We start from the raw sequence: 25,690 nt of genomic DNA, 5'->3' as shown, positions 1-25,690 counted from the left end.
GACGCGCCGCGGGCAGCGCCGACCCCGGAGGCCGTCCACAGGACGGCCCTCGTCCCGCACGCGGAGCGTCGGGCTTCGGTAATGTCCAGTGCCATGCGCCTGCTGCACACCTCGGACTGGCACCTGGGCCGCTCCTTCCACCGGGAGAACCTCGTCGACGCCCAGGCGGCCTTCCTGGACCACCTCGTCGACACCATCCGCGAACACAGGGTCGACGTGGTGGTCGTCGCCGGCGACCTCTACGACCGCGCCCTGCCGTCGGTGGACGCGGTCCGGCTCTTCGACCGCGCCCTGGGCCGGATCCGCGAGACCGGGGCCCGGGCCGTCCTCATCAGCGGCAACCACGACTCCATGGCGCGGATGTCCTTCGCCACCGGCCTCATCGACGCCTCCGGCGTCCACCTACGCAGCTCCCTGGACGGCGTGGGCACGCCCGTGGTCATCGAGGACGAGCACGGGCCCGTGGCCTTCTACGGCATCCCCTACCTGGAACCGGAGATCGCGCGCCACCACTGGGACCTGCCCGAGCGGGGGCACGCGGCGGCGCTCGGACACGCCATGGACCTGGTGCGCGCCGACCTCGCCGAGCGGCCCGGCACCCGGTCGGTGGTCCTCTCGCACGCGTTCGTGACCGGCGGCGAGCCCTCCGACAGCGAACGCGACATCTCGGTGGGCGGCGCCTCGCACGTGCCGGTCCCGGTCTACGACGGGGTCGACTACGTGGCCCTGGGCCACCTGCACGGGCGCCAGACCATCACCCCGTCCGTGCGCTATTCGGGCAGCCCGCTGGCCTACTCCTTCTCCGAGGAGCACCACGTCAAGGGCTACTGGCTGGTGGACCTGGACGCCGACGGCCTCGCGGGCGCCGAGTTCGCCACGGCGCCCGTCCCCCGCCCCCTGGCCCGTGTCCGCGGCCGGATCGAGGACCTGCTCACCCGCCCCGAGTGGGAGTCCCGCACCGGCCACTGGCTCCAGATCACCCTGACCGACCCGCGCCGCCCCGCCCACCCCATGGACCGGCTGCGCGAACGCTTCCCCCACGTCCTGGTCCTGGACTTCGCCCCCGAGGGCGGCGCCCCCGACACCCGCCCGATCGCCGCCTCCGTCGCCGACCGCAGCGAGCGCCAAGTGGTCGGCGACTTCGTGGAGTGGGCCCGAGGCACCCCCGCCACCCCCGAGGAGGAGGCCCTCGTGAACACCGCCGTCGAGCAGGTCCGGCTCCAGGAGGGGACGCGCTGATGCGGCTGCACACCCTCACCGTCCAGGCGTTCGGCCCGTTCGCGGGCACCGAGAAGGTGGACTTCGACCGCCTCAGCGCGGGCGGGCTCTTCCTCATCCACGGCCCCACCGGCGCGGGCAAGACCACCGTGCTGGACGCGGTGTGCTTCGCCCTGTACGGCAACGTGCCGGGCGCCCGCGGCAAGGACCGCTCCCCCAAGAGCGACCACGCGCCGCCGGACGCCGAGCCCGGAGTGGTCCTGGAGTTCACGGTCCAGGGGCGGCGCGTCTGGATCGAGCGCAAGCCGCGCTGGGACCGCCCCAAGAAGCGGGGCACCGGCACGGTGTCGCAGAACACCAAGGTCGTCGTCAAGGAGTTCACCGGCGGCAGGTGGGAGGGCGTCACCACCCGCCCCGACGAGGCGGGGCAGTTCGTCAGCGACCTGCTGGGCCTGACCCTCGCGCAGTTCTGCCAGACCGTCATGCTCCCCCAGGGCGACTTCGCCCGGTTCCTGCGCGCCAAGTCCGAGGAGCGCCGCGAGTCCCTGGAGCGCATCTTCAACACCCGGCTGTTCCGGGACGTGGAGACGTGGCTGGGATCGCACGCCAAACGGCTCGAACACGAGGTCCGGACCGCCAACGGCGAGGTGCGCGCGGTCGCGGACCGGATCGCCGAGGTCGGCGGGTCCCGGGCCCCCGAACCGCCCGAGGAGCTGTCGGCCTGGGCCGCGGAACTGGCCTGCGTCACCGCCGCGACCGCGCACGACGCCGGGCGGGTGGCCGGGGAGTTCACCGGGGCCCGAGAGGACGCCCAGCGCGCCCTGGTCGGGGGACGCGAGCTGCGCGCGCTCCAGGAGCGGCTGGCCGACGCCCGGGAACGCCGTGCCCGGCTGGCCGAGCACACCGCGTGGCGGTCCGCGATCGACGTCCAGCTCGGCGACGCCGAGCGCGCCGAGTCGGTGCTGCCCTTCCTGCGCGCCCGCGACAACCGCCGCACCGAGCTGGACAAGGCCGAGCTCGCCGTCGCCGACCACCTGGCGCTGGTGGGCGGGCTGCCGGGCTTCTCCGCGCGGCCCGGCGAGACGGTGCCGCGCGGGAAGCTGGGCGCCGCCGAGCGGGAGCGCCGGGACGAGCTGGCCCGTCTGGACGCGCTGCGCGCGGACGCCGAGCGCAGCCGGTCCCTGGGCCGCTCCGTCACCGCGCTCACGGGGCGCCTGGGCGAGATCGCCGCGCAGCTGGAGCGCCAGCGCGCGCTGGCCGCCTCCCTGCCGCCCCGGGTGGAGGCGCTCACCGCCGAGCTGCGGCGCCTGCACGACCAGGCCGGGCAGGAGGGGGCCGCCGAGACCGCCCTGGCCGCCGCCCGCAGGCGCCTCGACGCCGCCGCGGAGTACGAGCGCCTGGGCCGGGAACTGGCGCGGGCTCAGGAGCGCTACCGCGAGGCCGTGGACGGGGCCCAGGCCGCCCGCGACCGCGCCCTGGACCTGCGCGAGCGCCGCATCACCCACATGGCCGCCGAACTGGCGTCCGGCCTGGCCGACGGGGAGCCGTGCGCGGTGTGCGGGTCGGTGGCGCACCCCTCCCCCGCCCGGCCCCGCGGCGAGGGCCTGGTCTCGGCCGAGGAGGAGCGGCGGGCCCAGGCGGCCGCCGACGCCGCGGCCTCGCGCCGCGCGGAGGCCGAGAGCGACGTGGTGGCCCTGAGGGAGCGGCGCACCGCCGCGCGCGAGCGCGCCGAGGACGGCACCGCCGACACCGCCCGCGAGGAGGTGGAGGCGCACACCGCGGCGCTGGCGGAGGCCAGGGCCGCCGCCGGTGAGGCCCGGCGGGTGGAGGAGGAGCTGGAGCGCACCACCGGCGACCTGGAGCGCGCCCGCGCCCGCGAGGGCGAGCTGGCCCGGCAGGAGGCCCAGGTCGGGGCCGACCGGGACAACGCCGTCCGCGAGCACGGGCGGCTGACCGCGCTGCTGGACCGGGCGCGCGGGGACGACGCCGGGCTGGACGAGCGGATCGCCAGGCTGGGCGGTGAGGCCGACCTGCTGCGCGCCGCGTCCGAGGCCGCCGTCAACCGCGACCGCGCGGCCGACGAACTGCGCGCCGCCGCCGCCGAGGCCGAGCGGCAGCGGGCCGACGCCCGCTTCGCCGACGAGGCCGGGGTGTGGGAGGCCGCCCTGGATGAGGAGCGGCGCCGCGCGCTGCGCGAGCGCGCCCGCTCCTTCGACGACGCCCTGGCCGCCGCAGAGGCGTCGCTGGCGGACCCCGCGCTGACCGCGGCCGGGGAACTGCCCGTCCCGGACCCGGAGGAGCTGGCCGGCGCCGCGCGGACCGCGTCGGAGGCCGCCGACCGCGCGGTGGCCTGGCGGAGCATGCTGGAGGAGCGGGCGCGTCGGCTCGCCTCCCTGCGCGGGGAGCTGGAACTGCGGCTGCGGGACTGCGAACCGGCGCTGCGCCGCTACGCGGTGGCCGAGGGGCTGCGCGGCCTGACCGCCGGGACCTCCTCCGACAACGCCGACAACGTGCGCCTGTCCGCGTACGTGCTGGCGGCCCGCCTGGAGCAGGTGGTGGCCGCCGCCAACGACCGTCTGGTGACGATGTCGGACGGCCGGTACGAGCTGCGGTACACGGTGGACAAGGCCGCCGGGGACGGGCGCGCGCGTTCGGCCGGCGGCCTGGGCATGCGGGTGGTCGACGCCTGGACGGGCGTGGAGCGCGACCCGGCCACGCTCTCGGGCGGTGAGACGTTCTTCAGCTCGCTGGCGCTGGCCCTGGGCCTGGGCGACGTGGCCAGCGCCGAGGCGGGCGGCGCCGACATCGACACCCTGTTCGTGGACGAGGGGTTCGGCACACTGGACGAGGACACCCTGGAGGAGGTGCTGGACGTCCTGGACCGGCTGCGGGACGGCGGCCGCGCGGTGGGCGTGGTGAGCCACGTCGCCGACCTGCGGCAGAGGGTGTCCACCCGTCTGAGGGTGGTCAAGACGGCGGCGGGCTCGCGGGTGGAGCACACCGGCTGAGCGCGCACGTCCACCCCGGATCCGGGCACCCGGGGTTCGGTGCGACAATGGCGAGCGTGAGTTCGCTGGTCAACATCGCCGTGTTCGGAGTCGTGGGCGCCATCCTGATGGCGGCCCTGCTCGGTCTGCTCCTCGTCGTCTCCGGGAGTTCGCGCGGGGCGTCGCCCCGGTCGCGGGCGGCGTTCGGCATCGCCTCCGTGGTGGTGCTGATCGCGCTGCCGACGCTGGCCGCGGCCAACACGCTGGCCGCCGGGTCCGGTTTCTGGGCGGGGTTCGCCGCGGCCGCCTGCGTCGCGGCCGTCGTGTGCGCCGTGAACGTGGTCATGCTGCCGGTGGTGGCGCGCCGCCAGTCCTCGGGGGGCGGCGGGTCCGTGGTCTCCGCGCTGCGGCCGTCCCTGCCGATGCTGGCCGCGGCCCTGCTGATCTGCCTGGTCCTGGGGCTGGTGGGGGCCTCCGTGGCCGCCCTGGTCGTCTGACCCCGCGCTCGCGCGTCCGCGCGCCCCGTGGCCCCGCCCCTCCGCCCGGGTCCACCCGTCAGACCGCTCCCTCCCGCGCCCGCACCAGCGGGATGGCCTCGGCCAGGGCGTCGCGGTAGGGCGCCTGGGTGACCACGTAGGTCAGCTTCTCGGTCGTGAAGGGCCGAGCTTGCGGGTAGGCGCCCAACTGGCTGCCAGATCGACCTCCCGCGTCCAAACGATTACTGGGAACCGTCAGAGGCGGATGACTGCCGCCCCGCGTTCCACGCCTCCCGGCCCCTGCGGGCCAGGACACGGGAAGCGTTACGGTCGGCGTGTGCAACGACACCGCACGACCGGCAGGTGAAGGAAGCCTGACAGATCCGGTTGTGCCGGTGGGTGTAGGAGCACTCCGCGCACTCCCGGGAGGAGTACGCCGGCTTCACCAACACCACCGGCACACCGGCCCGTTTGGCCTTGTAGATGAGGAAGCTCCCCAGCTGTTGGAACGACCAACTGTGCAGCGCGGCCCGTTGGGGTCTTCTCTGCCGTACCCTCTGCCGGATGCCCTTCAAATCCTCCAGGGCGATCCCGCGCGAGGTGCGTTCGGCCTCGGCCACAATGCGCTTCGATATGACATGGTTGGCGTCCCGAGAGCGGCGGGACTCCTTGCGTCGCTGACGTTTGAGTAGACGTTTGGCGCTCCTGGTGCCCTTCTTCTGGAGTTTGGCGCGCAGCTGGCGTTGCCGTCTGCGGTACCGGTTGAGCTTGCGCCCGGCCATCATCTGGCCATCGCTGGTGGTGGCGTCGTTGACGATGGCGAGATCCACTCCGAGGAAGCCGTCGGGCTCATGCTCGGGGGCGTCGGGCACAGCGACCGCCACCAGAAGAAACCAAGCCCCGTCACGGTGCACCAGGTCGCATTCGCCCCGTTTGTGCTCGGCCAGCACCTTCGTCTGGTCGGGCGAGCAGGCGAAGGGCACGTCCTTCATCCGGCCCTGGATGATCCACAGCGAGATCGTGTGGGCATCCAGGGCGAAAGACGACTGGTGTGGACTCGATGCGCTGGCGCCGCTCGGAGCCCTTGGGTCCGTAGTTTGCGGCCTTGAGGTTGGCGTGGAACGTGGTGTAGGCGTCAGCGACCTTCTTGATGGTCAACTGGGCGGCCTGTGAGCTGATCCCGGCTTCGCGCAGGCGGGTGTAGGTGAGCTTGCGCAAGGGGTAGAGGCGGTGGATGCCCTGCTCGTGGGCCGCCCGTGAGACATGGTTGGCGTGGTCGTTGAGCGCGTGCAGGGTCTGCTCCAGCACCGCCGCCTGTTCGGGCGAGGGCGTGAGCTTGAGCTGCACGGTGATCGTCGACACGCCCACCATCCTGTACCGGGTCGGTCATGGAGCGCAGCCGAAAACATATGAAGGTGGCTGATGTGCGTCACTGGAAACTGGGTGTGCTCTGGACGACGATTCCTCCCGGGCCGGGCCTGAATGCCTGGGGGTCCTCGCCAAACTGGGCTGAATCGACACGCGGGGGCGGACCGGCCGGTGCGCCCCCGCGTGTCGGTTCAGCCGCCCTTGCTCGCGGCGGGGTCGGGATCGTCGTCCCCGGACCCGGCCGCCGGTGCGCTGCGCGCCTCCGTGGCCGCGGCGGCCCCGGCCGGGGCCCCGCCCCGCGAGCGGCGTTCGAGCTCGGCCAGGTAGGCGTTGTAGGCGTCCATGTCGGCGTCGTCGGAGCCGCCCCGGCGGCTGTGGCGCTCCCGGCGGCGCTCCTGCTTCTCGTCGTCGCGCGACCACTGCCGCACCAGCGCGATCATGACCAGCGCGGTGGGGATCTCGCCCAGCGCCCAAGCGACGCCGCCGCCCGCGTACTGGTCGGCGGCCTGGTCCTCCAGCCACGGGATGTCGAACTGGCCGTAGTAGTCCATCGCCAGGGGCTCGGACTGCATCATGATCGTGATGCCGAAGAAGGCGTGGAACCCCATCACCACCAGCAGCAGCAGGATGCGCAGCAGAAAGGGCACCTTCCTCGGCGCCGGGTCCACGCCCACGATGATCCAGTAGAAGAGGAAGCCCACCAGCAGGAAGTGCACGCCCATGAGCAGGTGGCCCAGGTGGTCGTTCATCAGCGTGCCGAACAGCGGCGTGAAGTACAGCGCGTAGGGGCCGAACACGAACAGCGGGGCCGCGATCGCCGGGTGCGTGACCAGCTTGGAAAAGCGGCTGTTCAGGAACAGGTTGAGCCACTCGCGCGGCCCCCGGTCCCCGCGCCGCGCGGCGGGCTTGAGCGCCCGCAGGGCCAGGGTGATCGGCGCGCCCAGCACCAGCAGGATCGGGGTGAGCATCGACAGCACCATGTGCTGGATCATGTGCGTCGAGAACAGCACCATGGAGTAGGTCGCGAACCCGGTGAGCTGCGTGACCACGATCGTGAGCAGCCCGGCGGCGAAAGCCACCGTCCGCCCCACGGGCCAGGAGTCGCCCCGGCGCACCAGCCGGGTGACGGCACCCGCGTACAGCCCGCCTGCGACGACCACGATCATGATGAAGAACAGGTCGGGGCGCCACAGGGTGAGCAGGGTCTGGGCGGTCATGGGCGGCGGGATGGGGAAGCCGAGGATCGCGGCGGCCGGGTCCACGGTGCCCTCCAGCGGCGGGGGCGGCGCGGTGCGCCCCAGGCCGACGGAAACGCCGATGACGGTGGCCATGATGAGCACCTCGGCCAGCGCCGCACGCAGGAACAGCGGGCGCCGGAAGACCTCGCCCGCGGGTCCCGTCGGGGCGCCCTCCAGGCGCTTGAAGACGAACTCGCGGTGCATGTAGCCGAACGCGCCCAGGACCCCGAACAGGATGATCTTGACCAGGATGATCAGGCCGTACTCGGTGGCGACCAGGTCCCCGATCGAGTACAGGCGGGCCAGCGCGCTGGCCGCGCCGCTGACGGCCACGCCCACGTAGGCCCACAGCGCCAGGCGGCTGAAGCGGTTGGCGGCCACCGACGGGTCCTGGGCGTCGCGGCGCAGCGCGTGGTAGGTCAGCGCGGCCACGCCGCCCACCCACACGCTGATGGAGATCACGTGCAGGGCCAGCCCGGTCACGGCCAGCTCGTGCGAGCCGGAGGAGGCCGAGTGGCCGGTCAGCGCGGGCGGCGTGGTGGCGGCCAGGGCCAGGACGAGCAGCCACAGGCCGCCGGTGGCGGTGGTGGCCGTGCGGCCGAACAGGGCGATGCCGGTCGTGAGCAGGATGACGAACATCAGCGCGATGCCGCCCGAGACCGACCCGGCGTAGGCCGTGACCTCGTCGACGCTGATCTGGCCGATCTTGCGGGCCAGGAACTCCGCGGCCTGGAAGTACAGGGTGAACACGGCGGCGAGGGCCCAGACCAGGCCCGCCCAGCTCGCCGCGCGCACGTAAGAGGTCGCCTGCGGGGAGAGCCTGCCCTTGTGGGAGGGCAGCAGGACGGCGGCGAGCAGCAGCAGACCGATCGCCACGACCGCGGAGGCGTCCATGGCGACCTTGGCCAGCGGCAGGCCCCAGCGGACCGCCTCGCCCGCGTCGGGCAGCCCCGGGATGACCTCGGGGAAGGCGGCTCCGCCCAGGACCAGGGTCAGGCTCAGGCCGGCCAGGCACAGGGCGGCGGCCGCGGCGGCGAAGAGGGGCGCCCGTCCCGTGCCCGGGGCGTCGTCATGGTGTTCCTTGAGGGGGGACTTCTGGTTCTGTGCGGGAGGAGCCACGCGCCACTCCGTCGTCGGTCTCGTTGCAACTGGCTGGTCAGCGCCCTTGGCCGTGTGACCGCCTCGCCGCTGTCCGGGACTTTTCCGGCAGGGGCCGCGCACGGAGGAACACCTCGACCAAGGTTAGTCCGTCTACTACACAGTGTCGGACTCGGGCGTCCCCGTACACCCCCGCGGGCGGATCCGGGGCGTCCGCGAGGCGCGCGGGGCGGCAGCCGGGGCGGCGGCGCCGGGGCCGGGATGTCGGATTCCCCCCTTGCGGCGGGGCTCCTCGCGATACGCTCGTATCCGGTCGAGACGACGGTTTCCCCGCCTTCGGCGTCCGGCCTCCCCTCCCGTGCCGCGGTCGCCCGCGGCTCCTCTCAGCACATCCTCCAGCGAGCGCAGCGAAGGGGACGGCGGATGGCCGTGTACGACAGTGTGGTCAGGTCCACGCGCGTGGTCCTCCCCGAGGGGGTCCGGCCCGCCTCGGTCGGGGTGCGCGACGGGCGGGTCGAGGCCGTGGGCGCCCACGGCGCGCGCATGCCCGCCCACGTGACGACCGACCTCGGCGCCGTGGCCCTGCTGCCCGGCGCGGTGGACGTGGGCACCGGCGCGCACGTGCCCGGGCAGGACCTGGCCGAGTCCTACCGCCGGACGGGGACGGCCGCCCTGCGGGGCGGTGTGACCTGCGTGGTGGCGTCCCCGGCCCCGGCACGGCCAGCCCTGACCTACGCGGACGCCCTCGCGGCGCACCAGCGCGCGGCGGCCCTGTCCCCCGTGCCGGTGCTGTTCCTCGGCGGGGTGGCCCCGGGCACCGGCCCGCTGGACCTGGCCGACCTCCAGGCCGCCGGTGCGGTGGCCTTCCACTGCTCGCTGTCGGACGGCGGCGCCCCGGACATCGCGGCGCTCAACGACGCCCAACTGCGCAAGGCGATGGCCGAACTCGCGGCACTGGACAGCGTGCTGCTGGTGCACGCCGAGGACGCGGCCGAGCTGGGGACCCCGCCGACGGCGGCGGAGCACCGGCCGCCCCGGGCGGAGCGGCGCGGGCTGGAGCGGGTGATCGCGGCGGCCCGCGCGGTGGGGACGCGCACGCACGTGGGGTCGTTCACCGCGGCCGAGTGCGCGGCGCTGCTGGCGACGGCGGGGACCGTGGGGGTGGCGCTGACCGCGCACACCTGCCCGCACTACCTGTGCCTGCCCTCGGAGTCGCTGGCCCCGGAGTCGCCCGCGCACGCCTGCCGGCCGCCGCTGCGCTCGGACGCCAACCGCAAGGCGCTGTGGAACGCGCTGCTGGCGCGGGACTCGGCTATCACCACGGTGGGGTCGGGGCACCTGCCCGCCCACGGCCTGTACACGCTGGAGTGGAGTCTGTCGGCGCTGTGGACGGCGGCGCACCGGCGCGGCCTGGGGCTGGCCGACCTCGCACGGTGGACGGCGAGGGCCCCGGCGGAACTGCTGGGGCTGGTGGGCAAGGGCCGGATCGCGGTGGGGTTCGACGCCGACCTGGTCGCCTTCGACCCCGGCGCGCGGGTGGCGGTCCCTCCGGCGGACCCCAGCCCCTACGCGGGCCGGGAGCTGACCGGCCGGGTGCGGCGGGTGTGGATCTCGGGACGCCCGGCGGGCGGCGTCCGTTAGAACAGCGGCCGGACTCGCGGCGGCCCGCGGGGCGGCGCCCGGACCGAGAGCGGGCGGTGAGACGCGCCCGGACCGGAAGCGCCCGGGGCGGCGGCTTCCAGCGCTTCGGGCCCCGGGGGATTGAGCCCGCGCGTCACGGGCAGGTACCCGTGTCCCAGACCACACACCGGGCTTACACCCTGTCAACAAGATCGTCGACAGCATTGCATGTTGGCGATGGCGCCAGGACACCCCCGCAGTTCACAGTGGGGGTATCACCGGAGACGGCCGTAGGAGGAACCGTGCGCATCGGCGTGCCCCGCGAGATCAAGAACCACGAGTACCGGGTGGCCATCACCCCCGCCGGTGTCCACGAACTGGTCCGACGCGGCCACGAGGTGGTCGTCGAGCGCGACGCGGGCCTGGGCTCCTCCATCTCCAACGCCGAGTACGAGGCGGCGGGCGCGCGCGTCCTGGACTCCCCCGACGAGGTGTGGGACGCCGGTGAGCTGGTCCTGAAGGTCAAGGAGCCGGTCGCCGCCGAGTACCACCGCATGCGGGAGGGGCAGACCCTCTTCACCTACCTGCACCTGGCCGCCTCGCGCGAGTGCACCGACGCCCTGCTGGACCGGCGGGTGACCGGCATCGCCTACGAGACCGTGCAGTTGCCGGACGGCTCCCTGCCGCTGCTGGCACCGATGTCGGAGGTCGCGGGCCGCCTGGCCCCGCAGATGGGCGCGGTGACCCTCCAGCGGCCCAGCGGCGGTCGCGGCGTGCTGATGGGCGGGGTGCCGGGCGTGCGCCCGGCGCGCGTGACCGTGATCGGCGCGGGCGTCTCCGGCCTGAACGCGACGCAGATCGCGGTGGGCATGGGCGCGGAGGTGACCGTGCTGGACCTGAACGTGAACAAGCTGCGGCACGTGGACTCCCTCTACCGGGGCCGGGTCAAGACGGTGGTGTCCAACGCCTTCGAGCTGGAGCTGTCGGTGCTGGAGTCGGACATGGTGATCGGCGCGGTGCTGGTGCCGGGGGCCAAGGCGCCCAAGCTGGTGACCAACGAGCTGGTGTCGCGGATGCGGCCGGGCGCGGTGCTGGTGGACATCGCGATCGACCAGGGCGGGTGCTTCGAGGACTCGCGCCCCACTACGCACGCCGACCCCACCTTCCACGTGCACGACACGGTGTTCTACTGCGTGGCGAACATGCCGGGCGCGGTGCCCAACACCTCCACGCACGCCCTCACCAAGGACACCCTGCGCTACACCGTGGCGCTGGCGGAGAAGGGCTGGCGGCTCGCCATGAACGAGGACGAGGCGCTGGCCGGGGGCCTGAACACCTTCGACGGCGACGTGGTCTCCGCCCCGGTCGCCGAGGCGCACGGGCTCAAGCACCGCCCGCTGGACGAGGTGCTGGTCCAGGGCTAGGAGGGGCTGCCCCCGAACGCGGGCGGCACGAGCCCGGGGTCCGCGCCGCCCGGCCGCACGGGTGGCGCGGACCGCACCGTTCGGGGTGGTCGCGCAGGTCGGCCGGGGGTACGGTCGAGGGGAAAGCCCGCGCGTCCGGCTCTGCGGCCGGTCGCGGGAGGACGAGTACCGAGGTGGGACAGCGTGGCACACACCGGCTCGGCGACCGCGACCCGGATCGTCGAACTAGAGCTGATCCGGCTGCGGCCCCCGGCCGGCGGCCGGGGCCCCGGCGCCGACGGCCCCGTCCTGGTCCGGGTGGCCGACGGTGACGGCGTGAGCGGCTGGGGGGAGCTGCCGGAGGCCGACGCGGCCCAGTGGGACGCCCTGACCCGCGTCTTCGCCCCCGCCCTGCTCGGCCACTCCTGGCGGCGTCCGACCGAGGCGGGCGAGGCCTGGGCCGACCTGCCCTGGGACCCGGCCGTGGCCGGGGCCCTGGACACCGCGTGCTGGGACCTGTGGAGCCGACAGCGCGACACCCCGCTCTCGCACGCCCTGGGCGGGGAGCGCACCGCGCTCACCGCGGGGGTGACGCTGCCCCGCCAGGCGGCCGTGGAGTCGGTGGTCACGGAGGTGAACCGCCAGGTGGGGGCGGGTTTCCGGCGGATCCGGCTGGAGATCGCGCCGGGCTGGGACGCGGACGTGGTGCGCGCGGTGCAGTCGAGCTTCCCGTTCTTGGTCCTCCAGGCGGACGCGGGCTGCCGCTACACCGAGTCCCCCGCCGACCTGGACGCGCTGCGCGTCCTGGACGGGCTCGGTCTGCTGGCGGTGGAGGACCCCTTCGCCCCGGACGACCTCGCGGCGCACGCCCGGCTGTCCGCCCAGATGCGCACACCGGTGGCGCTGGGCCGGCCCCTGGAGTCGGTTGACGACCTCACCGAGGCGATCCGGGCCGAGGCGGGCGGCGCGGTGAACGTGGACCCGGCACGTATGGGCGGCCTCACGGCGGCCCGCCGCGCGGTGGACCGCGCCGTGGACGCGGGCTGGCGGGTGTGGTGCGGCTCTTCGGCGGCGACGGGGGTCGGCCGCGCCGCGACGGTCGCGCTGGCCTCGCTGTCGGGGGCCTCGCTGCCCGTGGAGATGCCCGGCGCCGGAAGCCGTGGCCGCGACCTGGTGCTCCCGCCCGTGCGCGCGCACGACGGGGTGGTGCCGGTCCCGCTGACCGAGAGCGGTCTGGGACACACGGTGGACCGCGCGGCGGTGGCCGAGCGCACCGCCCGGGCCCTGGTCGTGGACGCCGACGGCACGCGCGAGGCCCGCGTGGAGCGCGGACGCGCCAACGGCGCCCGACGGCAGCGCTGACCGGCGGCCCCTGGACAAACGCAGCAACCGCAGCAACCGCAGCAACCGCAGCAACCGCAGCAACCGCAGCAACCGCAGCAACCGCAGCAACCGCAGCAACCGCAGCAACCGCAGCAACCGCAGCAACCGCAGCAACCGCAGCACAACTCCGCCGCGCCCGGCCGGGTTCCCTCCTCCCCTAACCGAACAGCGTTAGGTAGAGTTGCGGCACCGTCCGGCCCCCGTTTCCGGACCCGACGACCGTGGAGGCGCGGTGCGCGTATTCGCCGATATCCAAGAGGTGCTCGCATCCCAGGGCGAGCACCTGGGCCACACCGACTGGGTGACCATCGACCAGGACCGGATCTCCCTGTTCGCCGACGCGACGCAGGACCACCAGTGGATCCACACCGAACCGGAGAGGGCCGCCGCGGGCCCCTTCGGGGGCACCATCGCACACGGGTTCCTCACCCTGTCGATGCTGGCCCACTTCTCCCAGTCGGTGATCTCGGTGACGAAGAAGCCGAGCATGTCCATCAACTACGGGCTCAACAAGGTGCGCTTCCTCCAGCCGGTCGTGTCCGGCTCGCGCATCCGCGACGGCGTCGAACTCAGCTCGGTCCAGGAGACCCCCAAGGGCTACCTGGTCACCACGACCCACACCGTGGAGATCGAGGGCCGGGAGCGGCCCGCCCTGGTGGCCGAGTCGCTCGGCCTCTGGGTGCCCTGAGGCCCTCCGCTCCCGGGAACGCCGCGGGGCGGCCCGGGAACGCCGGCGCGGCCCCGGCCGGGCGGTCCTCCCGCCGGCCGGGGCCGCGTGCTCAGCGCGCCAGCTTGCGCAGCGCCCTGCGGGTGAGCCCCGGGGTGAACCAGCGCAGCTTGCGCTCGGCGCGCCTGGCCCGCGCGCGCATGCGCTCCACCTCGGCGAGCGCGTGGTCGAGCTTGCGCCGCAGCACCTCGGGGTTCTCGGGCTTGGTCCGCTCGCCCTCCTCCGGGAACACGAAGTCCGTCCCGGGGACCCAGTGGGTGCCGTAGACCTCCTCCACCCGGCGGTCCAGCTCCTCGGAGCCCGCCTCGGGCCACAGGTGGCGGGCCCTGGCGTAGGCGGCGATCCGCTCCAGGCGCATGACGCCGTCACCGCGCGTGGCGCCGGGCACCGGCGAGCACAGCAGCCCGGCCTTGTTCTTGTTGGCCATGTCGACCAGCTCGACGACCGCCCGCTCCCTCAGCGCCGGACCGGCGGGGACGCGCAGCTGGAAGTTGACGAGCGGGTCGTGGCCCGGCGCCTCCTCCACCAGGCGCACCCGGGGGTCGGCCCGGAAGGTCTCCCGGATCAGCCGCAGGTCGAGCCGCTCCTCGTCCAGCGGGGAGCGCCGCCCCTCGTCCAGCACGTCCCAGGGGCCGACCAGCCACAACCGGATGTCGGGGGTGGTGCCGGACAGCAGCGCGGACGCGGTGGTGTCCACGTCCTCCAGGGTGGCGCCGTCCACGTCCATCACCACGTCGACCAGCGGGACCTCCCACTGCCGGTCGGGGCGCTTGCGCCGCAGGTGGAAGTCGGGCACCCGGTTGGCCACGAAGGGGGCGCGGTAGCGGGTGCCCGCGTCGCGGCGGGTCTGCATCTGGGTGCGGCCCAGGTGCCAGCTGCTGGTGTCCAGGTCGGGGACGAACAGGGCGCCCTGCTGGGAGACCCGGTAGGCGAACTCGCTGTCGCCGCCCAGGACCAGCTCACCGTTCAGGCCGCCCGCGGCGTCGAACAGGGTGCGGTGCAGGGAGCCGGTGGCGCCGATGAACACCTTGTAGGCCAGGCGGTCGGCGGTCCGCAGCTTGTCCTTGCCGTCGATGGTCTGCTCCACCCAGTGCGGGTCGGCGCTCTCGCGGTCGAACAGCTGGGCGGCGCGCCCCTCGCGCACCTCGGCGGCCACGTACTCGGCGGTCATGGCCTGCGGATCGAAGTCCACGAACATCTTGTGGCCCAGGGCGACCCCGTAGTCGACCAGGTGGTGCCAGCGCATCTGCGACTCGACGTGGTCGCGGTAGACCAGCATGTCCGCGTCCAGGCGCAGGACCACCTGGCCGGAGGAGACGGCCACGCCGCTGTTGACGGCGTGCGCCGAGCCCCAGCCGCCGGGGGCCGAGGTGATCAGCCGGGTGTTCTCCGGGCGCACCGGTGAGAGCGTGAGGGGTTCGGGCGTGCCGTCGTCCACCACGATCACCTCCATCAGGTGCGCGGGGTAGCTCTGCGCGGACAGGGACGCCAGGACCAGTTCGAGCTTCTCCTGGTGCCCGTGGGCGGGGATGACCACCGACACCGACAGGGTCGGGGTCCACTCGCCGATCGCGGGCGGCTGGAGCACGGAGTAGTCGTTGCGCCGCGCGCGGGGCTGGTCGCGGTAGTCGGTCTGCGCGCGGGGCAGGAGCGGCGCGGTCGCGCCACCGCCGGAGACCGGTTCCGGAGTCGTGTCAAGCGTGGTCAACGGATCTCCCCCGTGTACTCGGTGGCGGGCTGGCCGAGGGGCGAGGGCTCGCCCTCCACGATGGCGCTCGGACGCCAGCCGAACCACTGCTGGGTGTGGTTGTGCAGGAAGAAGGCCATGTCCTCGGACCAGGTGTGCCCGCCGCCGGTGCGGCGGAGCACGTATCCGAGTCCATGGGCGCGGTAGATGCGGCCGCCTCCCCGGATGACGGCGAGGAGCAGCTGGGTGTCGATGGCGCGGGGCAGCGGCCGGAAGCCGCCGATTTCCTCCATCACCACGCGGTCGGTGAGGATCGTGCCCCCGGCGATGAACCGGGTGGCCGCCTCCGACCTGCGGTTGCGCCAGACGGTCAGGTCCACCTCCTGGAGGTAGATGAAGTCCTGTCCGGTGCCCACGAGCTCGGCACCGGAGTAGGTCCGCGCCAGCAGCAGGTCGGCCAGGTGGTCGGGGCCGTACCAGTCGTCGTCGTCCCACTTGGAGATCAGGTCTCCGGAGGCGCGGTCGACGGAGTCGTTGAGCACCGAGCCGAAGATCTGGCCCGCGTCGGCCTCGTGCAGGACCAGCGGCAGCCCCGTCTCCCGGAACGCGTCGATCGCCGCGCGCACCTCGGGCAGGTCCGCGGTGAACCCGTGGAGGGTGAGGACCACCTCCAGTTCCACGTCGCGCTGCCGGGCGATCTGGGCGAGCGCGAACCCGACCATCTCGGGGCGGCGCGTGCACAGGATCACCGAGATCCGGGGCTCCCTGGGTAGGGGGATCCCGGCCTGCGCCCCCAGGGCCCGCCAGCGGGAGCGCTGGCCGTGGGCGCGCAGGGCCGTGCGGCGCAGGCGGACGCTGTACTCCTCGCGGCGCAGCTGGTCGCGCAGGTCCTCGTCGCGGGCTCCGGTGATCAGGTCAGCGAGCGGCCCGCCCAGGCCCGACGCCCAGGCGGGCACCTCGCCGCTGACCAGGGGCACCCCGCCGGCGGCCAGGGAGGCGACCGCGCGCACGGCGGCGCTGGGCCCGGTGTGCCCGGACCAGTCCACCCTGACCCCGCGCAGGTGGCGCAGGCGCGCCAGGTCGACGTCGGTGACCGTGCCGTCGGCGGCGACGGTGACCAGGTCCTTGCCGCCCTCCCTGACCACGGCGTGGGGGCCGTGGACGGTCAGGTCGGCCAGGTTGCCGTCCTTGACCCTGGTGAACCCGGTGGGGTTGACGGTGAGCTCGTCCACGGGCGCGACCGCGTGCGCGGCGTCCGGCACCGCCCCGCGGGCCCGCACGTGCCCGTCCGGCCCGGCGATCCGGGCCCAGGAGTCGGCGGCGGTGGTGGCGCGGTCCAGGACGGGGACGACCGGGTCGGTCCACTCGGGCCGCTCGACGTCGTCGGACACGCGCAGCGCCAGGTCCCCCACGGGGGTCACCCGGCGCAGCGGGACGGGCCCCCGGGCCTCCACGCCCCGCACTCCGGTGTCGCCCGGCCGCCACAGGGCGGCCTCGGGCCCGTTGAGGACGGCCAGCGGCGCGGTGGCCGGTCCCCGGCGCCGTCCCCGGGTGCCGTGCACGACGGCGTCGACCACCTGGACGGTGTCCATCCCGTTGGGGAAGAACAGCTCGCACAGCCAGCCGTTCCTGTTGACGCGGCGGACCCGCACCTCCTGGAGTTCGCGCCACTGGCCCATGCCCGGGGAGGCCGGGATCGGGGGCTCCTGGTGGCCGGACGTGGCGACCATGGCGACCACGATGTGCACGGCTCTGGGCAGGTGCGTGGAGACGGTGAGGGCGCGGTGCAGGTCGGTGGTCGTGGCGGCCACGACCGCGACCAGCCCCACCTCGGGCTCCTCGTCCCGCATCCAGGCGCGCGGAAGCTCCAGGGGCTGTCCCAGGGGGTGGGCGTCCAGGTCCACCAGGATGTCGTCGGGGCGTAGCGGCAGCTCGGCCAGGACGGAGCGGGTGTCGGCACCCGCGTGGCAGAGCACGGCGGCCTCGGTGCCACGGGCGCGCAGTGCCTGCCGCAGGGCGGTGGTAATCATCGGGTGACCTCGGGTGTGTCGGTCGGGGCTCGGCGGGGAGCCCGTCAGGCGGTGCGTGGGAACGCGGCGTTCGCTAGGTCGTGTTCCTTGGATCATTTCGGGCTCGCGACCACCGGACTTCCTCTCGCTGCGCCGGTTTCGCTTGAAAAGCCAACCAGGCTGACCTGCGCGAACCGTCTTGCGAGAGATTGCCCGGACGGCCGCTCGCTGATCCGAAAGCCTCCACGGAACACTCCCTAGACGCCCTTGCGGCTGAAGACGTGGGCGCCCTTCTCTGCGGCCTCCTCGACGCGCTGGAGGTCGGGGTGCTCGGCCAGCCAGCGGTCCCCGATGGCGCGCTCGTCCACGCGCGCGGCGTCGTCCAGGACGATGACGGCGTCCTCGGTGCAGCGCGGCAGCAGGACGGGCAGCGCGGGGTAGCGGGCCTGCAGGCCGGTGGCCTGGGGCGGGCCGTCGACGAACGCGAGGCCGACGCCCTCCAGGTCGGCGAAGACCGAGGTGTCGTACCAGCGGTCGGCGGTGGGCCGTTCCTCGCCATCGACGGTGACCGTCGTGTTGGGGGTCTGGACCAGCGGGGCGTGCCGGACCTCGACGATGTCGTCGAGCCCGTGCGCGGCCACGAGTTCGCGGCTGAGCTCGGCGTAACGGGCGTCGTGCTCGACGGCGACGAGTCTGCCGGTGCCCGCACGGCGCAGGGCGTAGCCGATCCAGACGCTGGAGGCGCCGCTGCCGCACTCCACGACCAGGTCGGGGCGCAGCCGGTCGATCTGGCGGATCAGGATGCGGAGCACGTCGGGGGAGGCGGCCCAGCCGCGTAGGGGCGGCATGAACGCGGCGGTGTCGAGGTGCTCGCGCAGCTCGGTCCAGGCGACCTGCTGCTCGTAGTCGTCGCGGCCCCGCGCGGTGACCACGTTCCTGATCTCGCGGCTGACCTTGAGGAGCGTGTGGTCCTGGAGGTGGGCGAGGCGTTCGCGGACGCCGTCCATGGCCAGGGTCGCCTCCAGGCGGTCCCGTCCCAGGGTCTCGGCGACGCTGCGGCTGTGGGCCTCCATCGAGGTGGACACGCTCCTGGAGAGGGCGCCCACCCTGCGGTACAGGAGCAGCGTGCCCAGCCCGAGCACGCCCACGGCACCGGCGAGCAGGCCGAGGAAGGTGAGGGTGAGCACGTCCGTCCAGCCGATCAGGTCGGCGATCCCCAGGGCAGTCGGCACGCAGAGCACGGCGGCGCCGACCACCGCGCCGGTGACCAGGAGTGGACGGAGACGGCTGCGAAGCGACCGCATGGGCGGATACCTCCACGGGAGTTTCGACACGGTTCCGCCGGGCGCGGGCCGCGGGGGGACGAGGGGGGAAGGGCTGGTTTCCCGGCACTGAACTGCCGCTTCGCCCGGTGTTTCGGGGAGGCCGGCAATCCGCTCAGACGCTTTCGACCTTAGCCCTTCGAGGAAATAACGGACGCCCCCGAAGGGGAATCGAAACCTGGATTACACGCAATTCGCCTTCCGTTCACCCGCGCATCACGTGCTTCTCATTTGCACGCATCCGGGGTTTTCCCGGGGCGTCGGCGACCCCGTCCCGCGGCCCGCTGGCCTCCCGTGGGACCTTCCGCGCGGGGGCGCCGGGGCCCGGGCGCGGGCGGCCGCGCGCCGTTCGGAGCACCACGGCCAATTCTTCCTCCTCCCACCTGCGAATTCAACGCGATGGCGGCGGACACCGGCGGGTGTTTTCCGTGAAGTCCGCGCGCCCGCGTCCGCATCCCCGGCGGTTTCACCGCGAAAGCGAGGATTGGAAGAGGCCGTGCCGGGCAGTGCGGGGAGGAGGCGGCGGTGAGACCTCGACCGCGCGGGCCGTCCGTGCGTGGTCCGCTCCCCCGAGGGGCGGGGGCCGCATGCACGCGGCCGGGCGCTCCGGAGCGGGGCCGACTGCCTCGGTTTATTCCCGTGCCGGAGTGTAAAGAGCCTGACATCGGGTGAGCCGCCGCCCGACTGATAGCTTGCTGCCTAGGCGATCCCATCGCTGGTGAACACGACGAACCGCGTCATTGGAAAGGTGCGTCAGAGATGTCTGCGCCGTACTCGCTTCCCGAACTGCCCTACGACTACGCGGCCCTGGAGCCGTGGATCTCCGGTCAGATCATGGAGCTGCACCACGACAAGCACCACGCGACCTACGTCGCCGGTGCCAACACGGCTCTGGAGAAGATGGCGGAGGCCCGGGAGACCGGCGACTTCGGCACCATCCCGATGCTGGAGAAGAACCTGGCCTTCAACCTGGGCGGCCACGTCAACCACTCCGTCTTCTGGAAGAACCTGTCCCCCGAGGGCGGTGACAAGCCCGAGGGCGAGCTGGGAGCGGCCATCGACGACCAGTTCGGCTCCTTCGACGCCTTCCGCTCGCACTTCACCGCCGTGGCCACCACCATCCAGGGCTCGGGCTGGGCGATCCTGGCCTGGGACGCGCTGGGTCAGCGCCTGGTCATCGAGCAGCTCTACGACCAGCAGGGCAACACCGCCCTCAGCTCCGTTCCGCTGCTGATGCTGGACATGTGGGAGCACGCCTTCTACCTCCAGTACAAGAACGTGAAGGCCGAGTACGCCAAGGCCTTCTGGAACGTGGTCAACTGGGCCGACGTCCAGGAGCGCTTCACCAACGCCCGCGGGGTCAAGATCGGCTAGGCCCGGTCCCCCGTCCGGTTCGTCGCCGGACACGGCGGAGGGCGGCACCACCCACCGGTGATGCCGCCCTCGCGCGTGTACGGGGCCGCCTCTCCCGGGCCCCGCCCGCGCCGAGCCCCGCCCGGCCCCTGGCGGGTCAGACCACGAGGCGGACCGGGTCGGCCTCCACCGGCCCGTGCCGGTCGAGTTCGCGCCAGGCCCGCGCCAGCCGCCAGACCAGCTCCTCGCGGGTGGGGGCGTCGTAGGCGAAGGGCAGCCGGAACCACTCGGCGTGGCGCTCCCCTCCGGACGCCGACATCACCGAGCCCGGGACCAGTTCCACGTCGTGGCAGAGCGCGACCTGCACGTAGGCGCGGGCCTCCACACCGGGCAGGCGCACCCACAGCGCCGCACCGCCGTCGGGGCGCCGCCACTCCCAGGAGGGCAGGGCCCCGCGCAGCAGCTCCTCCATGTGGTCGAGGGCCTCGCGCATCAGCGCGGAGCGCTGCCGGGACAGCTCGTCGTAGCGCTCCAGGAGGCGCACGGTCACCGCCTGGTCGAGCAGGGGGCTGGCCAGGTCGGCGAGGACCTTGCGGCGGCTCAGGCGCAGGGCCATCTCGGCGGGCGCGCGCAGCCAGCCCAGCCGGAGCCCGGCCCAGCCGACCTTGGACAGCGACTCCACGGTGATGACCTCGGCCCCGCGCGGGGCGAACGCGGCCAGCGGCGGGGGCTCGTCGGGGGAGCGCAGGCCGGTGTAGGCGTGGTCCTCCAGCACCGGCACGCCGTGGCGGGCGGACAGCTCGCCCAGCTCGCGGCGGCGCGCCGCGGACATCATCGTGCCGGTGGGGTTGTGGTACGAGGGCATCGTGTAGACGAGGTGGGGCGCGTGCTCGGCCACGGCGCGGCGCACGCCGTTGGCGTCCAGCCCCTGTTCGTCCAGTGGCACGGGCAGGAAGCGGGCGCCCCGGTCACCCATCAGGTCCAGGCAGCCCGCGAAGCTGGGGTCCTCCACCACGACGGGCGAGCCGTTGCGCAGGTAGAGCTGGGCGACCAGGTTGACGGCCTGGTGGGCGCCGGTGGTGACGACGATCTGGTCGGCGGTGGTGGGCAGGCCCCGGGCGGTGTAGTGGTCGGCGACGGCCCGGCGCAGCGCGGGCAGACCGCTGGGGTGGTAGCTGCCCTCGGCCATGAGCGCGGGCAGGTCCTCGGCCACGACCCGGCGGACGGCCTCCTCCACGCCGGGGAGCGCGGGGGTGGACAGGCAGGCGGCCGAGATGAGCCCCTCCTCGTGCTGGAAGAGGTTGCGGTACATGGGGTTGCCCGTGCCGTTGGCGGTCCAGCCGTCCGAGCGCACGGGCGCGATCCGGCTGCTGACGCGGGTGCCGCTGCCCTGCCTGCTGTCGAGGATGCCGTCCGCGCGCAGGGCGTCGTAGGCGGAGACCACGGTGGTGCGGCTGACCCGCAGGCCGACGGCGAGGGCGCGTTCGGAGGGCAGGCGCTCGCCGGGGGCGAGGCTGCCCTGGTCGACCAGTCGGCGCAGGGTGTCGGCGAGGCGCCGGTAGAGGGGCCCGCCGCCCCGGGACCAGGCGCCGAGGAGGTCGGCGAGTTCTGCGGAACTCCGGGAAGAGTCCATTTTCCCCTCCATTGGATCTGTGGGGAGTGGCCCCCGGATTCCATACTGGCATCAGCGAAGGGGATACCACCAGAGCCGAAGTGGCCCCTGCACAACAGTCCAATTCCTCGGGAGCGGTCATGCACTTCCTCGCCCAGCGCCGACACGACACCGTCCGCCGCACGCCCCGCCGCCGTCCGGACCGCCCCGGGGAGCGCGGTCCCGCGCTCCGCGCCGGTCGGCCGGTGCTGGTGGAGGCGCGCGTCCTGCGGGGCGACCGCCGCCGCCTCGGCGCGTTCGCCGCCGCCCTGCGCGAACGGGCCCGGCGGGACCCCGGCCACCTGGAGGAGGTCCACTTCCTCGACGAGGGGGACCGCGTCCGCCTGGTCTCCCTGTGGCGTTCCCCCGGCGATCTGCGGTCCTTCGTGGAGGCGGCGCACCGGGACGTGCTGCTCTTCCGCGCGGCCGTCGGCTCCTTCCCGGAGGTGGAGCGCACGCTGTGGTGGTCGGCCGCCGGAACCCCGGTGCCGCCGCGGGAGGCCGGGGAGCGCGCGGCGTGGCTGCGCGCGCACGGCCCGGGCGCTCAGGCGTTCACCCTGTCCTCGCCGGTGCCCCCTCCGGCCTGATCCCCGACCCGGCGCCGACCCGCCAGACCCCGCCCAGGCGGGGCGCCAGGGAGCGGTGGGCCACGTCCGCGAACGCGCGCGGGTCCAGCGCCCCGCTGCCCCGCGGCACGGCTCCCGCCAGGGGACCCGCCCCCATGGCGGACAGGTCGGTGAGGTTGCAGCGCATGGCCAGGTCCGGGCGGTCCGGCCAGGACCCCACCACCACCCCGGCCGGGGACAGGCCGCGGGTGCGCAGCGCCTCGGCGGTCAGCGCGGTGGCGTTCAGGGTGCCCAGGTCGGGTCGGGCCACCACCAGGACCGGCGCGGACAGCAGCACGGCGACGTCGGCCAGGGTCTGCCCCTCGGCGTTGAGCCGCACCAGCAGCCCGCCCGCACCCTCGACCAGCACCAGGTCGTGCGTGCCCGCCAGGCGCCACACGGCCTCGGCCACCGCCTCGGCCCGCACGGGTTCGGCCCCGCAGCGGGCGGCGGCCGTGGCGGGGGCCAGCGGCTCGGGGTAGCGGACCAGTTCCGCCGTCGTCACGGCCGGGACCAGTGCGGCCACGGTGTCGGCGTCGCCGGGTTCGCCGGGCCCCACTCCGGTCTGGGCGGGTTTGAGCACGGCCACCCGCCGTCCCGCCGCGACCGCCAGCGCGGCCACCGCCGCGGTGACCACCGTCTTGCCGACCCCGGTACAGGTCCCCGTCACCACCAGGACGCTCATCGGCGCTCCTCCCCCAAGCAGGCCCGCACTGCGGCGGCCATCCCGTCGGCGACGGCGGCCACCTCCTCCGAGGTGCACACGTAGGGCGGCATCGCGTACACGTGCTCGCGGAAGGGCCGCAGCCACACCCCCGCCTCCACCGCCGCCCGCGTGGCCTCGGCCATGCGCACCGGCGCGTCCAGCTCCACCACCCCGATCGCGCCGAGCACCCGCACCTCGCGCACGCCCGGCAGCCCCTCCAGCGGGGCCAGCCCCTCGCGCAGGCCGGTCCCGATCCGCGCCACGTCGCCCCTCCAGTCCCCGCCGGTCAGCAGGTCCACCGAGGCCAGCGCGGTCGCGCAGGCCAGCGGGTTGCCCATGAACGTGGGCCCGTGGGCGAGCACCGGCACCTCACCCCCGGCGATGCCGCGGGCCACCCGTGCGGTGGCCAGCGTCGCGGCGAGGGTCAGGTAACCGCCGGTCAGCGCCTTGCCCAGGCACATGACGTCGGGGGCGACACCGGCGTGGTCGGCGGCGAAGAACTCGCCGGTGCGGCCGAAGCCGGTGGCGATCTCGTCGAAGACCAGCAGCAGCCCGTACTCGTCGGCGATCCGCCGCAGCTCCCGCAGGTAGCCCGGGTGGTGGAAACGCATGCCGCCCGCGCCCTGCACCACGGGTTCGACGATGACCGCGGCCAACTCGTCGGCGTGCTCGGCCGCCAGGCGCTCGAAGGCGGCCACGTAGCCGGGGTCGGGTTCGGCGTCGAACCCGGAGGGCGGCGCGGGGGCGTGCACCTGGGCGGGCAGCACGTCGCCCCACAGGGAGTGCATGCCGCCGTCGGGGTCGCACACGCTCATCGCGTGGAAGGTGTCGCCGTGGTAGCCGCCCCGCCAGGTGAGGAAACGGCGCCGCCCGGGCCTGCCGGTGGAGCGGTGGTACTGCATGCACATCTTCATGGCGACCTCCACCGCCACGGAGCCCGAGTCGGCGAGGAAGACGTGCTCCAGAGGCTGCGGGGTGACCGCCACCAGGGCCTCGGCCAGGTCCGCGGCGGGCCCGTGGGTGAGCCCGCCGAACATGACGTGGCTGAACGCGTCGGCCTGCCGCCGCACCGCGGCGTCGAGCACCGGGTGGCGGTAGCCGTGCACCGCCGACCACCAGGACGACATCGCGTCCACCACGCGCCGCTCGCCCTCCTCGGACCACAGGGTCAGCGTCGCCCCCTCGGCACCGGTGACCACGTACGGCCGCTCCGCGGCGGGAACGGTGGTGTAGGGGTGCCACAGATGGGCGGTGTCCGCGGCGCGGATCCGGGCGGAGCGGTCCGCGGGCGCCGGGTCCGCGGAAGCCGCGGGGGACGTCGGGGTCATGGGGCTCCATTGTTCACCCCGCGCCCGTACGCGCCCCCGTGCGGTCCCACCAGGAATCCGGGCGGATCTTTGTGGGCTTCGGTGAATGACGCGCACGTGCGCGGGACGGCAGAGTCGTAGACGCCTCCCTGGCACGAAGGACCGGACCGCCCCAGCGGGATTGGCCGCCGCTGGGTCGGTCCCCGCCGGGGACGCGCCCTCGCCTCCCGGCCCGACCGCACCCACGACCCAGGAGGCCGAACCGCGTATGCCGAGCACCGCCGCACCCACCCGCCGCCCGTGGCCCCTGCGCGCCACGGCCCGCGCGCGCCGCGCTCGTGCGCTGCCGCCGGGACACCCCTTCGGGTGGTTGGACGCCGCCGCCCGCGCACGCGCCGAGGCCGGGCTGACGCGGCGCGCCACGCCCCGGCCCGCGACCGACGGCCTGCTGGACCTGGCGGGCAACGACTACCTCGGGCTGCTGCGCCACCCGGACGTGGTGGCCGCCGCCGGGGACGCCGCCCGCGTGTGGGGCGCGGGCGCGGGCGGATCGAGGCTGGTCACCGGGGACACCGGCCTGCACCGGGAGCTGGAACGCGAGCTCGCCGACCTCCACGGCGCGGAGTCGGCGCTGGTGTTCTCGTCCGGGTACGCGGCGAACCTGGCGATGGTCACCGCGCTGGCCGCGCCGGACGGCGGCGCCCCTCCCCTGCTGGTGTGCGACCGGTACAACCACGCCTCCCTCATCGACGCGACCCGGCTGGCCCGGGCCTCGGGGGCGCGCGTGGCTCTCTACGACCACGCCGACGCGGACCGGGCCGCCGAGGCGCTCGCGTCCGCCGAGGGGCGGGCCCTGCTGCTGAGCGACACCGTGTTCTCCGTGGACGGCGACCTCACCGACGCGGCCGCCCTGGCGCGCGCGGCCCGCGGGCACGGCGCCGCCCTGCTGCTGGACGACGCGCACGGTCTGGGCGTGGTGGGGCCCGGCGGGAGCGGGACGGCGACCGCCGCCGGGCTGCGCGGCGCGGACGACGTCGCGGTGTCGGTGACCCTGTCCAAGTCGCTGGGCTCCCAGGGCGGCGCGGTGCTGGGCTCGCACCGGGTGGTCCGCCACCTGACCGAGACCGCGCGCACGTTCGTCTTCGACACCGGTCTGGCTCCGTCCTCGGCGGGCGCGGCCCTGGCCGCGCTGCGCGTGCTGCGCGCACAGCCCTGGTTGGCCGACGCGGTGCGCGACCGTGCGCGGCGGCTGGCGGAGGGGCTGCGCGGGCGCGGGCTGCCCACGAGCGCACCGGACGCCGCCGTGGTGTCGGTGACGGCGCCCTCCCCCGGGGCCGCTCTGGCCTGGCGCGACGCCTGTCTGGCCGCGGGCGTGCGCGTGGGCTGCTTCCGCCCTCCCTCGGTCCCCGACGGCCGGTCCCGGCTGCGGCTGACCGCCCGGGCGACACTGAGCGGGGCCGACGTGGACCGGGTCGTGGACGTCATCGCGGCGAACCGTCCCGGATAGTCTTGCGGAGGTGACGAGAGTCCGC

Annotated in this window: 18 protein-coding genes and 1 pseudogene; 10 read left to right on the top strand and 9 right to left on the bottom strand. The window is 74.5% G+C overall.

The genetic code is table 11. The features are described 5' to 3' along the window. Positions 1–81 precede the first annotated feature (81 nt). Genes PV789_RS07275 through PV789_RS07265 form a run of 3 tightly spaced genes read left to right on the top strand, consistent with a single transcriptional unit; the run spans position 82 to position 4,702 of the window. The gene (locus PV789_RS07275; protein ID WP_274976708.1) at positions 82–1,239 is read left to right on the top strand and encodes an exonuclease SbcCD subunit D; all 1,158 of its coding nucleotides are present in this window, start codon (positions 82–84) and stop codon (positions 1,237–1,239) included. After that, entirely contained in the window at positions 1,239–4,226 is a 2,988-nt protein-coding gene (locus tag PV789_RS07270) for an AAA family ATPase (RefSeq protein ID WP_274976707.1), read from the top strand. Before PV789_RS07275 ends, PV789_RS07270 begins: the two co-directional genes overlap by 1 nt. A gap of 47 nt (positions 4,227–4,273) precedes the next feature. Beyond that, the gene (locus PV789_RS07265; protein ID WP_274976706.1) at positions 4,274–4,702 is read left to right on the top strand and encodes a hypothetical protein; all 429 of its coding nucleotides are present in this window, start codon (positions 4,274–4,276) and stop codon (positions 4,700–4,702) included. Between the two features lie 58 nt (positions 4,703–4,760). Here the strand turns inward: PV789_RS07265 and PV789_RS07260 are convergent, their stop codons facing one another. The 3 genes and pseudogenes from PV789_RS07260 to PV789_RS07250 all read right to left on the bottom strand — a co-directional run bounded on the left by PV789_RS07260 (position 4,761) and on the right by PV789_RS07250 (position 8,406). Next, complete coding sequence (locus PV789_RS07260; protein ID WP_274976705.1) at positions 4,761–4,919, bottom strand: hypothetical protein; 159 nt, start codon at positions 4,917–4,919, stop codon at positions 4,761–4,763. Positions 4,920–4,923: 4 nt separating this feature from the next. Next, positions 4,924–6,052, bottom strand: a pseudogene (locus tag PV789_RS07255) (RNA-guided endonuclease InsQ/TnpB family protein). Between the two features lie 188 nt (positions 6,053–6,240). Next, a complete protein-coding gene (locus PV789_RS07250) occupies positions 6,241–8,406 on the bottom strand; it encodes a bifunctional copper resistance protein CopD/cytochrome c oxidase assembly protein (protein WP_274976704.1) in 2,166 nt (721 codons plus the stop codon). Between the two features lie 402 nt (positions 8,407–8,808). Here PV789_RS07250 and PV789_RS07245 point away from each other — a divergent pair, with 402 nt between their 5' ends. From PV789_RS07245 to PV789_RS07230, 4 genes are all read left to right on the top strand, one after another. Then, positions 8,809–10,026 carry an amidohydrolase family protein gene (locus tag PV789_RS07245; protein WP_274976703.1) on the top strand — a complete coding sequence of 406 codons (1,218 nt, stop codon included), beginning with the start codon at positions 8,809–8,811 and terminating at the stop codon, positions 10,024–10,026. Between the two features lie 281 nt (positions 10,027–10,307). Next, positions 10,308–11,429 (top strand): alanine dehydrogenase, encoded by a 1,122-nt coding sequence (gene ald / locus PV789_RS07240; protein ID WP_274976702.1) that lies wholly within the window; start codon positions 10,308–10,310, stop codon positions 11,427–11,429. A 183-nt stretch (positions 11,430–11,612) separates the two neighbouring features. Then, a complete protein-coding gene (locus tag PV789_RS07235; RefSeq protein WP_274976701.1) occupies positions 11,613–12,770 on the top strand; it encodes an enolase C-terminal domain-like protein in 1,158 nt (385 codons plus the stop codon). Positions 12,771–13,023: 253 nt separating this feature from the next. Then, positions 13,024–13,479 (top strand): MaoC family dehydratase, encoded by a 456-nt coding sequence (locus PV789_RS07230; protein ID WP_248773945.1) that lies wholly within the window; start codon positions 13,024–13,026, stop codon positions 13,477–13,479. Between the two features lie 91 nt (positions 13,480–13,570). Here PV789_RS07230 and PV789_RS07225 read toward each other — a convergent pair whose 3' ends face one another. The 3 genes from PV789_RS07225 to PV789_RS07215 form a co-directional block, all read right to left on the bottom strand. Beyond that, positions 13,571–15,226, bottom strand: a complete 1,656-nt coding sequence (locus PV789_RS07225; RefSeq protein WP_274976700.1) for a glycosyltransferase family 2 protein — start codon at positions 15,224–15,226, stop codon at positions 13,571–13,573. Further along, complete coding sequence (locus PV789_RS07220; protein WP_274976699.1) at positions 15,223–17,235, bottom strand: glycosyltransferase family 2 protein; 2,013 nt, start codon at positions 17,233–17,235, stop codon at positions 15,223–15,225. Before PV789_RS07220 ends, PV789_RS07225 begins: the two co-directional genes overlap by 4 nt. Before the next feature lie 236 nt (positions 17,236–17,471). Further along, a complete protein-coding gene (locus PV789_RS07215; protein ID WP_274976698.1) occupies positions 17,472–18,518 on the bottom strand; it encodes a class I SAM-dependent methyltransferase in 1,047 nt (348 codons plus the stop codon). 777 nt (positions 18,519–19,295) lie between these two features. Between PV789_RS07215 and PV789_RS07210 the strand changes: the two genes are divergently transcribed. Then, entirely contained in the window at positions 19,296–19,910 is a 615-nt protein-coding gene (locus tag PV789_RS07210) for a superoxide dismutase (RefSeq protein ID WP_047868874.1), read from the top strand. Between the two features lie 136 nt (positions 19,911–20,046). Here the strand turns inward: PV789_RS07210 and PV789_RS07205 are convergent, their stop codons facing one another. Continuing rightward, positions 20,047–21,522: an aminotransferase-like domain-containing protein gene (locus PV789_RS07205; RefSeq protein ID WP_274976697.1), complete on the bottom strand. Its 1,476-nt coding sequence runs from the start codon at positions 21,520–21,522 to the stop codon at positions 20,047–20,049. A gap of 119 nt (positions 21,523–21,641) precedes the next feature. Between PV789_RS07205 and PV789_RS07200 the strand changes: the two genes are divergently transcribed. After that, positions 21,642–22,127, top strand: coding sequence for a DUF3291 domain-containing protein (locus tag PV789_RS07200; RefSeq protein ID WP_274976696.1), 486 nt, complete (start codon positions 21,642–21,644; stop codon positions 22,125–22,127). Here the strand turns inward: PV789_RS07200 and bioD are convergent. Further along, entirely contained in the window at positions 22,093–22,830 is a 738-nt protein-coding gene (bioD, locus tag PV789_RS07195; protein ID WP_274976695.1) for a dethiobiotin synthase, read from the bottom strand. The two genes, PV789_RS07200 and bioD, sit on opposite strands and share 35 nt — an antisense overlap. Beyond that, positions 22,827–24,179, bottom strand: a complete 1,353-nt coding sequence (locus PV789_RS07190) for an adenosylmethionine--8-amino-7-oxononanoate transaminase (RefSeq protein WP_274976694.1) — start codon at positions 24,177–24,179, stop codon at positions 22,827–22,829. Before PV789_RS07190 ends, bioD begins: the two co-directional genes overlap by 4 nt. Positions 24,180–24,426: 247 nt before the next feature. Between PV789_RS07190 and PV789_RS07185 the strand changes: the two genes are divergently transcribed. Then, complete coding sequence (locus tag PV789_RS07185; protein ID WP_274976693.1) at positions 24,427–25,665, top strand: 8-amino-7-oxononanoate synthase; 1,239 nt, start codon at positions 24,427–24,429, stop codon at positions 25,663–25,665. The last annotated feature ends 25 nt before the right edge of the window (positions 25,666–25,690 follow it).

The sequence above is a fragment of the Nocardiopsis camelliae genome, assembly GCF_028993595.1.
Lineage (GTDB): Bacteria > Actinomycetota > Actinomycetes > Streptosporangiales > Streptosporangiaceae > Nocardiopsis > Nocardiopsis dassonvillei.
The sequence above is the reverse complement of the archived record's forward strand: the minus strand, read 5'-3'. Positions and strand labels throughout refer to the sequence as shown.

Coding starts and splice junctions, on each gene's coding strand:
- PV789_RS07185 (WP_274976693.1), top strand. CDS start 24,427: ATGCCGAGCACCGCCGCACCCACCCGCCGCCCGTGGCCCCTGCGCGCC.
- PV789_RS07190 (WP_274976694.1), bottom strand. CDS start 24,179: ATGACCCCGACGTCCCCCGCGGCTTCCGCGGACCCGGCGCCCGCGGAC.
- PV789_RS07200 (WP_274976696.1), top strand. CDS start 21,642: ATGCACTTCCTCGCCCAGCGCCGACACGACACCGTCCGCCGCACGCCC.
- PV789_RS07270 (WP_274976707.1), top strand. CDS start 1,239: ATGCGGCTGCACACCCTCACCGTCCAGGCGTTCGGCCCGTTCGCGGGC.
- PV789_RS07245 (WP_274976703.1), top strand. CDS start 8,809: ATGGCCGTGTACGACAGTGTGGTCAGGTCCACGCGCGTGGTCCTCCCC.
- PV789_RS07220 (WP_274976699.1), bottom strand. CDS start 17,235: ATGATTACCACCGCCCTGCGGCAGGCACTGCGCGCCCGTGGCACCGAG.
- bioD (WP_274976695.1), bottom strand. CDS start 22,830: ATGAGCGTCCTGGTGGTGACGGGGACCTGTACCGGGGTCGGCAAGACG.
- PV789_RS07210 (WP_047868874.1), top strand. CDS start 19,296: ATGTCTGCGCCGTACTCGCTTCCCGAACTGCCCTACGACTACGCGGCC.
- PV789_RS07275 (WP_274976708.1), top strand. CDS start 82: ATGTCCAGTGCCATGCGCCTGCTGCACACCTCGGACTGGCACCTGGGC.
- PV789_RS07205 (WP_274976697.1), bottom strand. CDS start 21,522: ATGGACTCTTCCCGGAGTTCCGCAGAACTCGCCGACCTCCTCGGCGCC.
- PV789_RS07215 (WP_274976698.1), bottom strand. CDS start 18,518: ATGCGGTCGCTTCGCAGCCGTCTCCGTCCACTCCTGGTCACCGGCGCG.
- PV789_RS07265 (WP_274976706.1), top strand. CDS start 4,274: ATGGCGAGCGTGAGTTCGCTGGTCAACATCGCCGTGTTCGGAGTCGTG.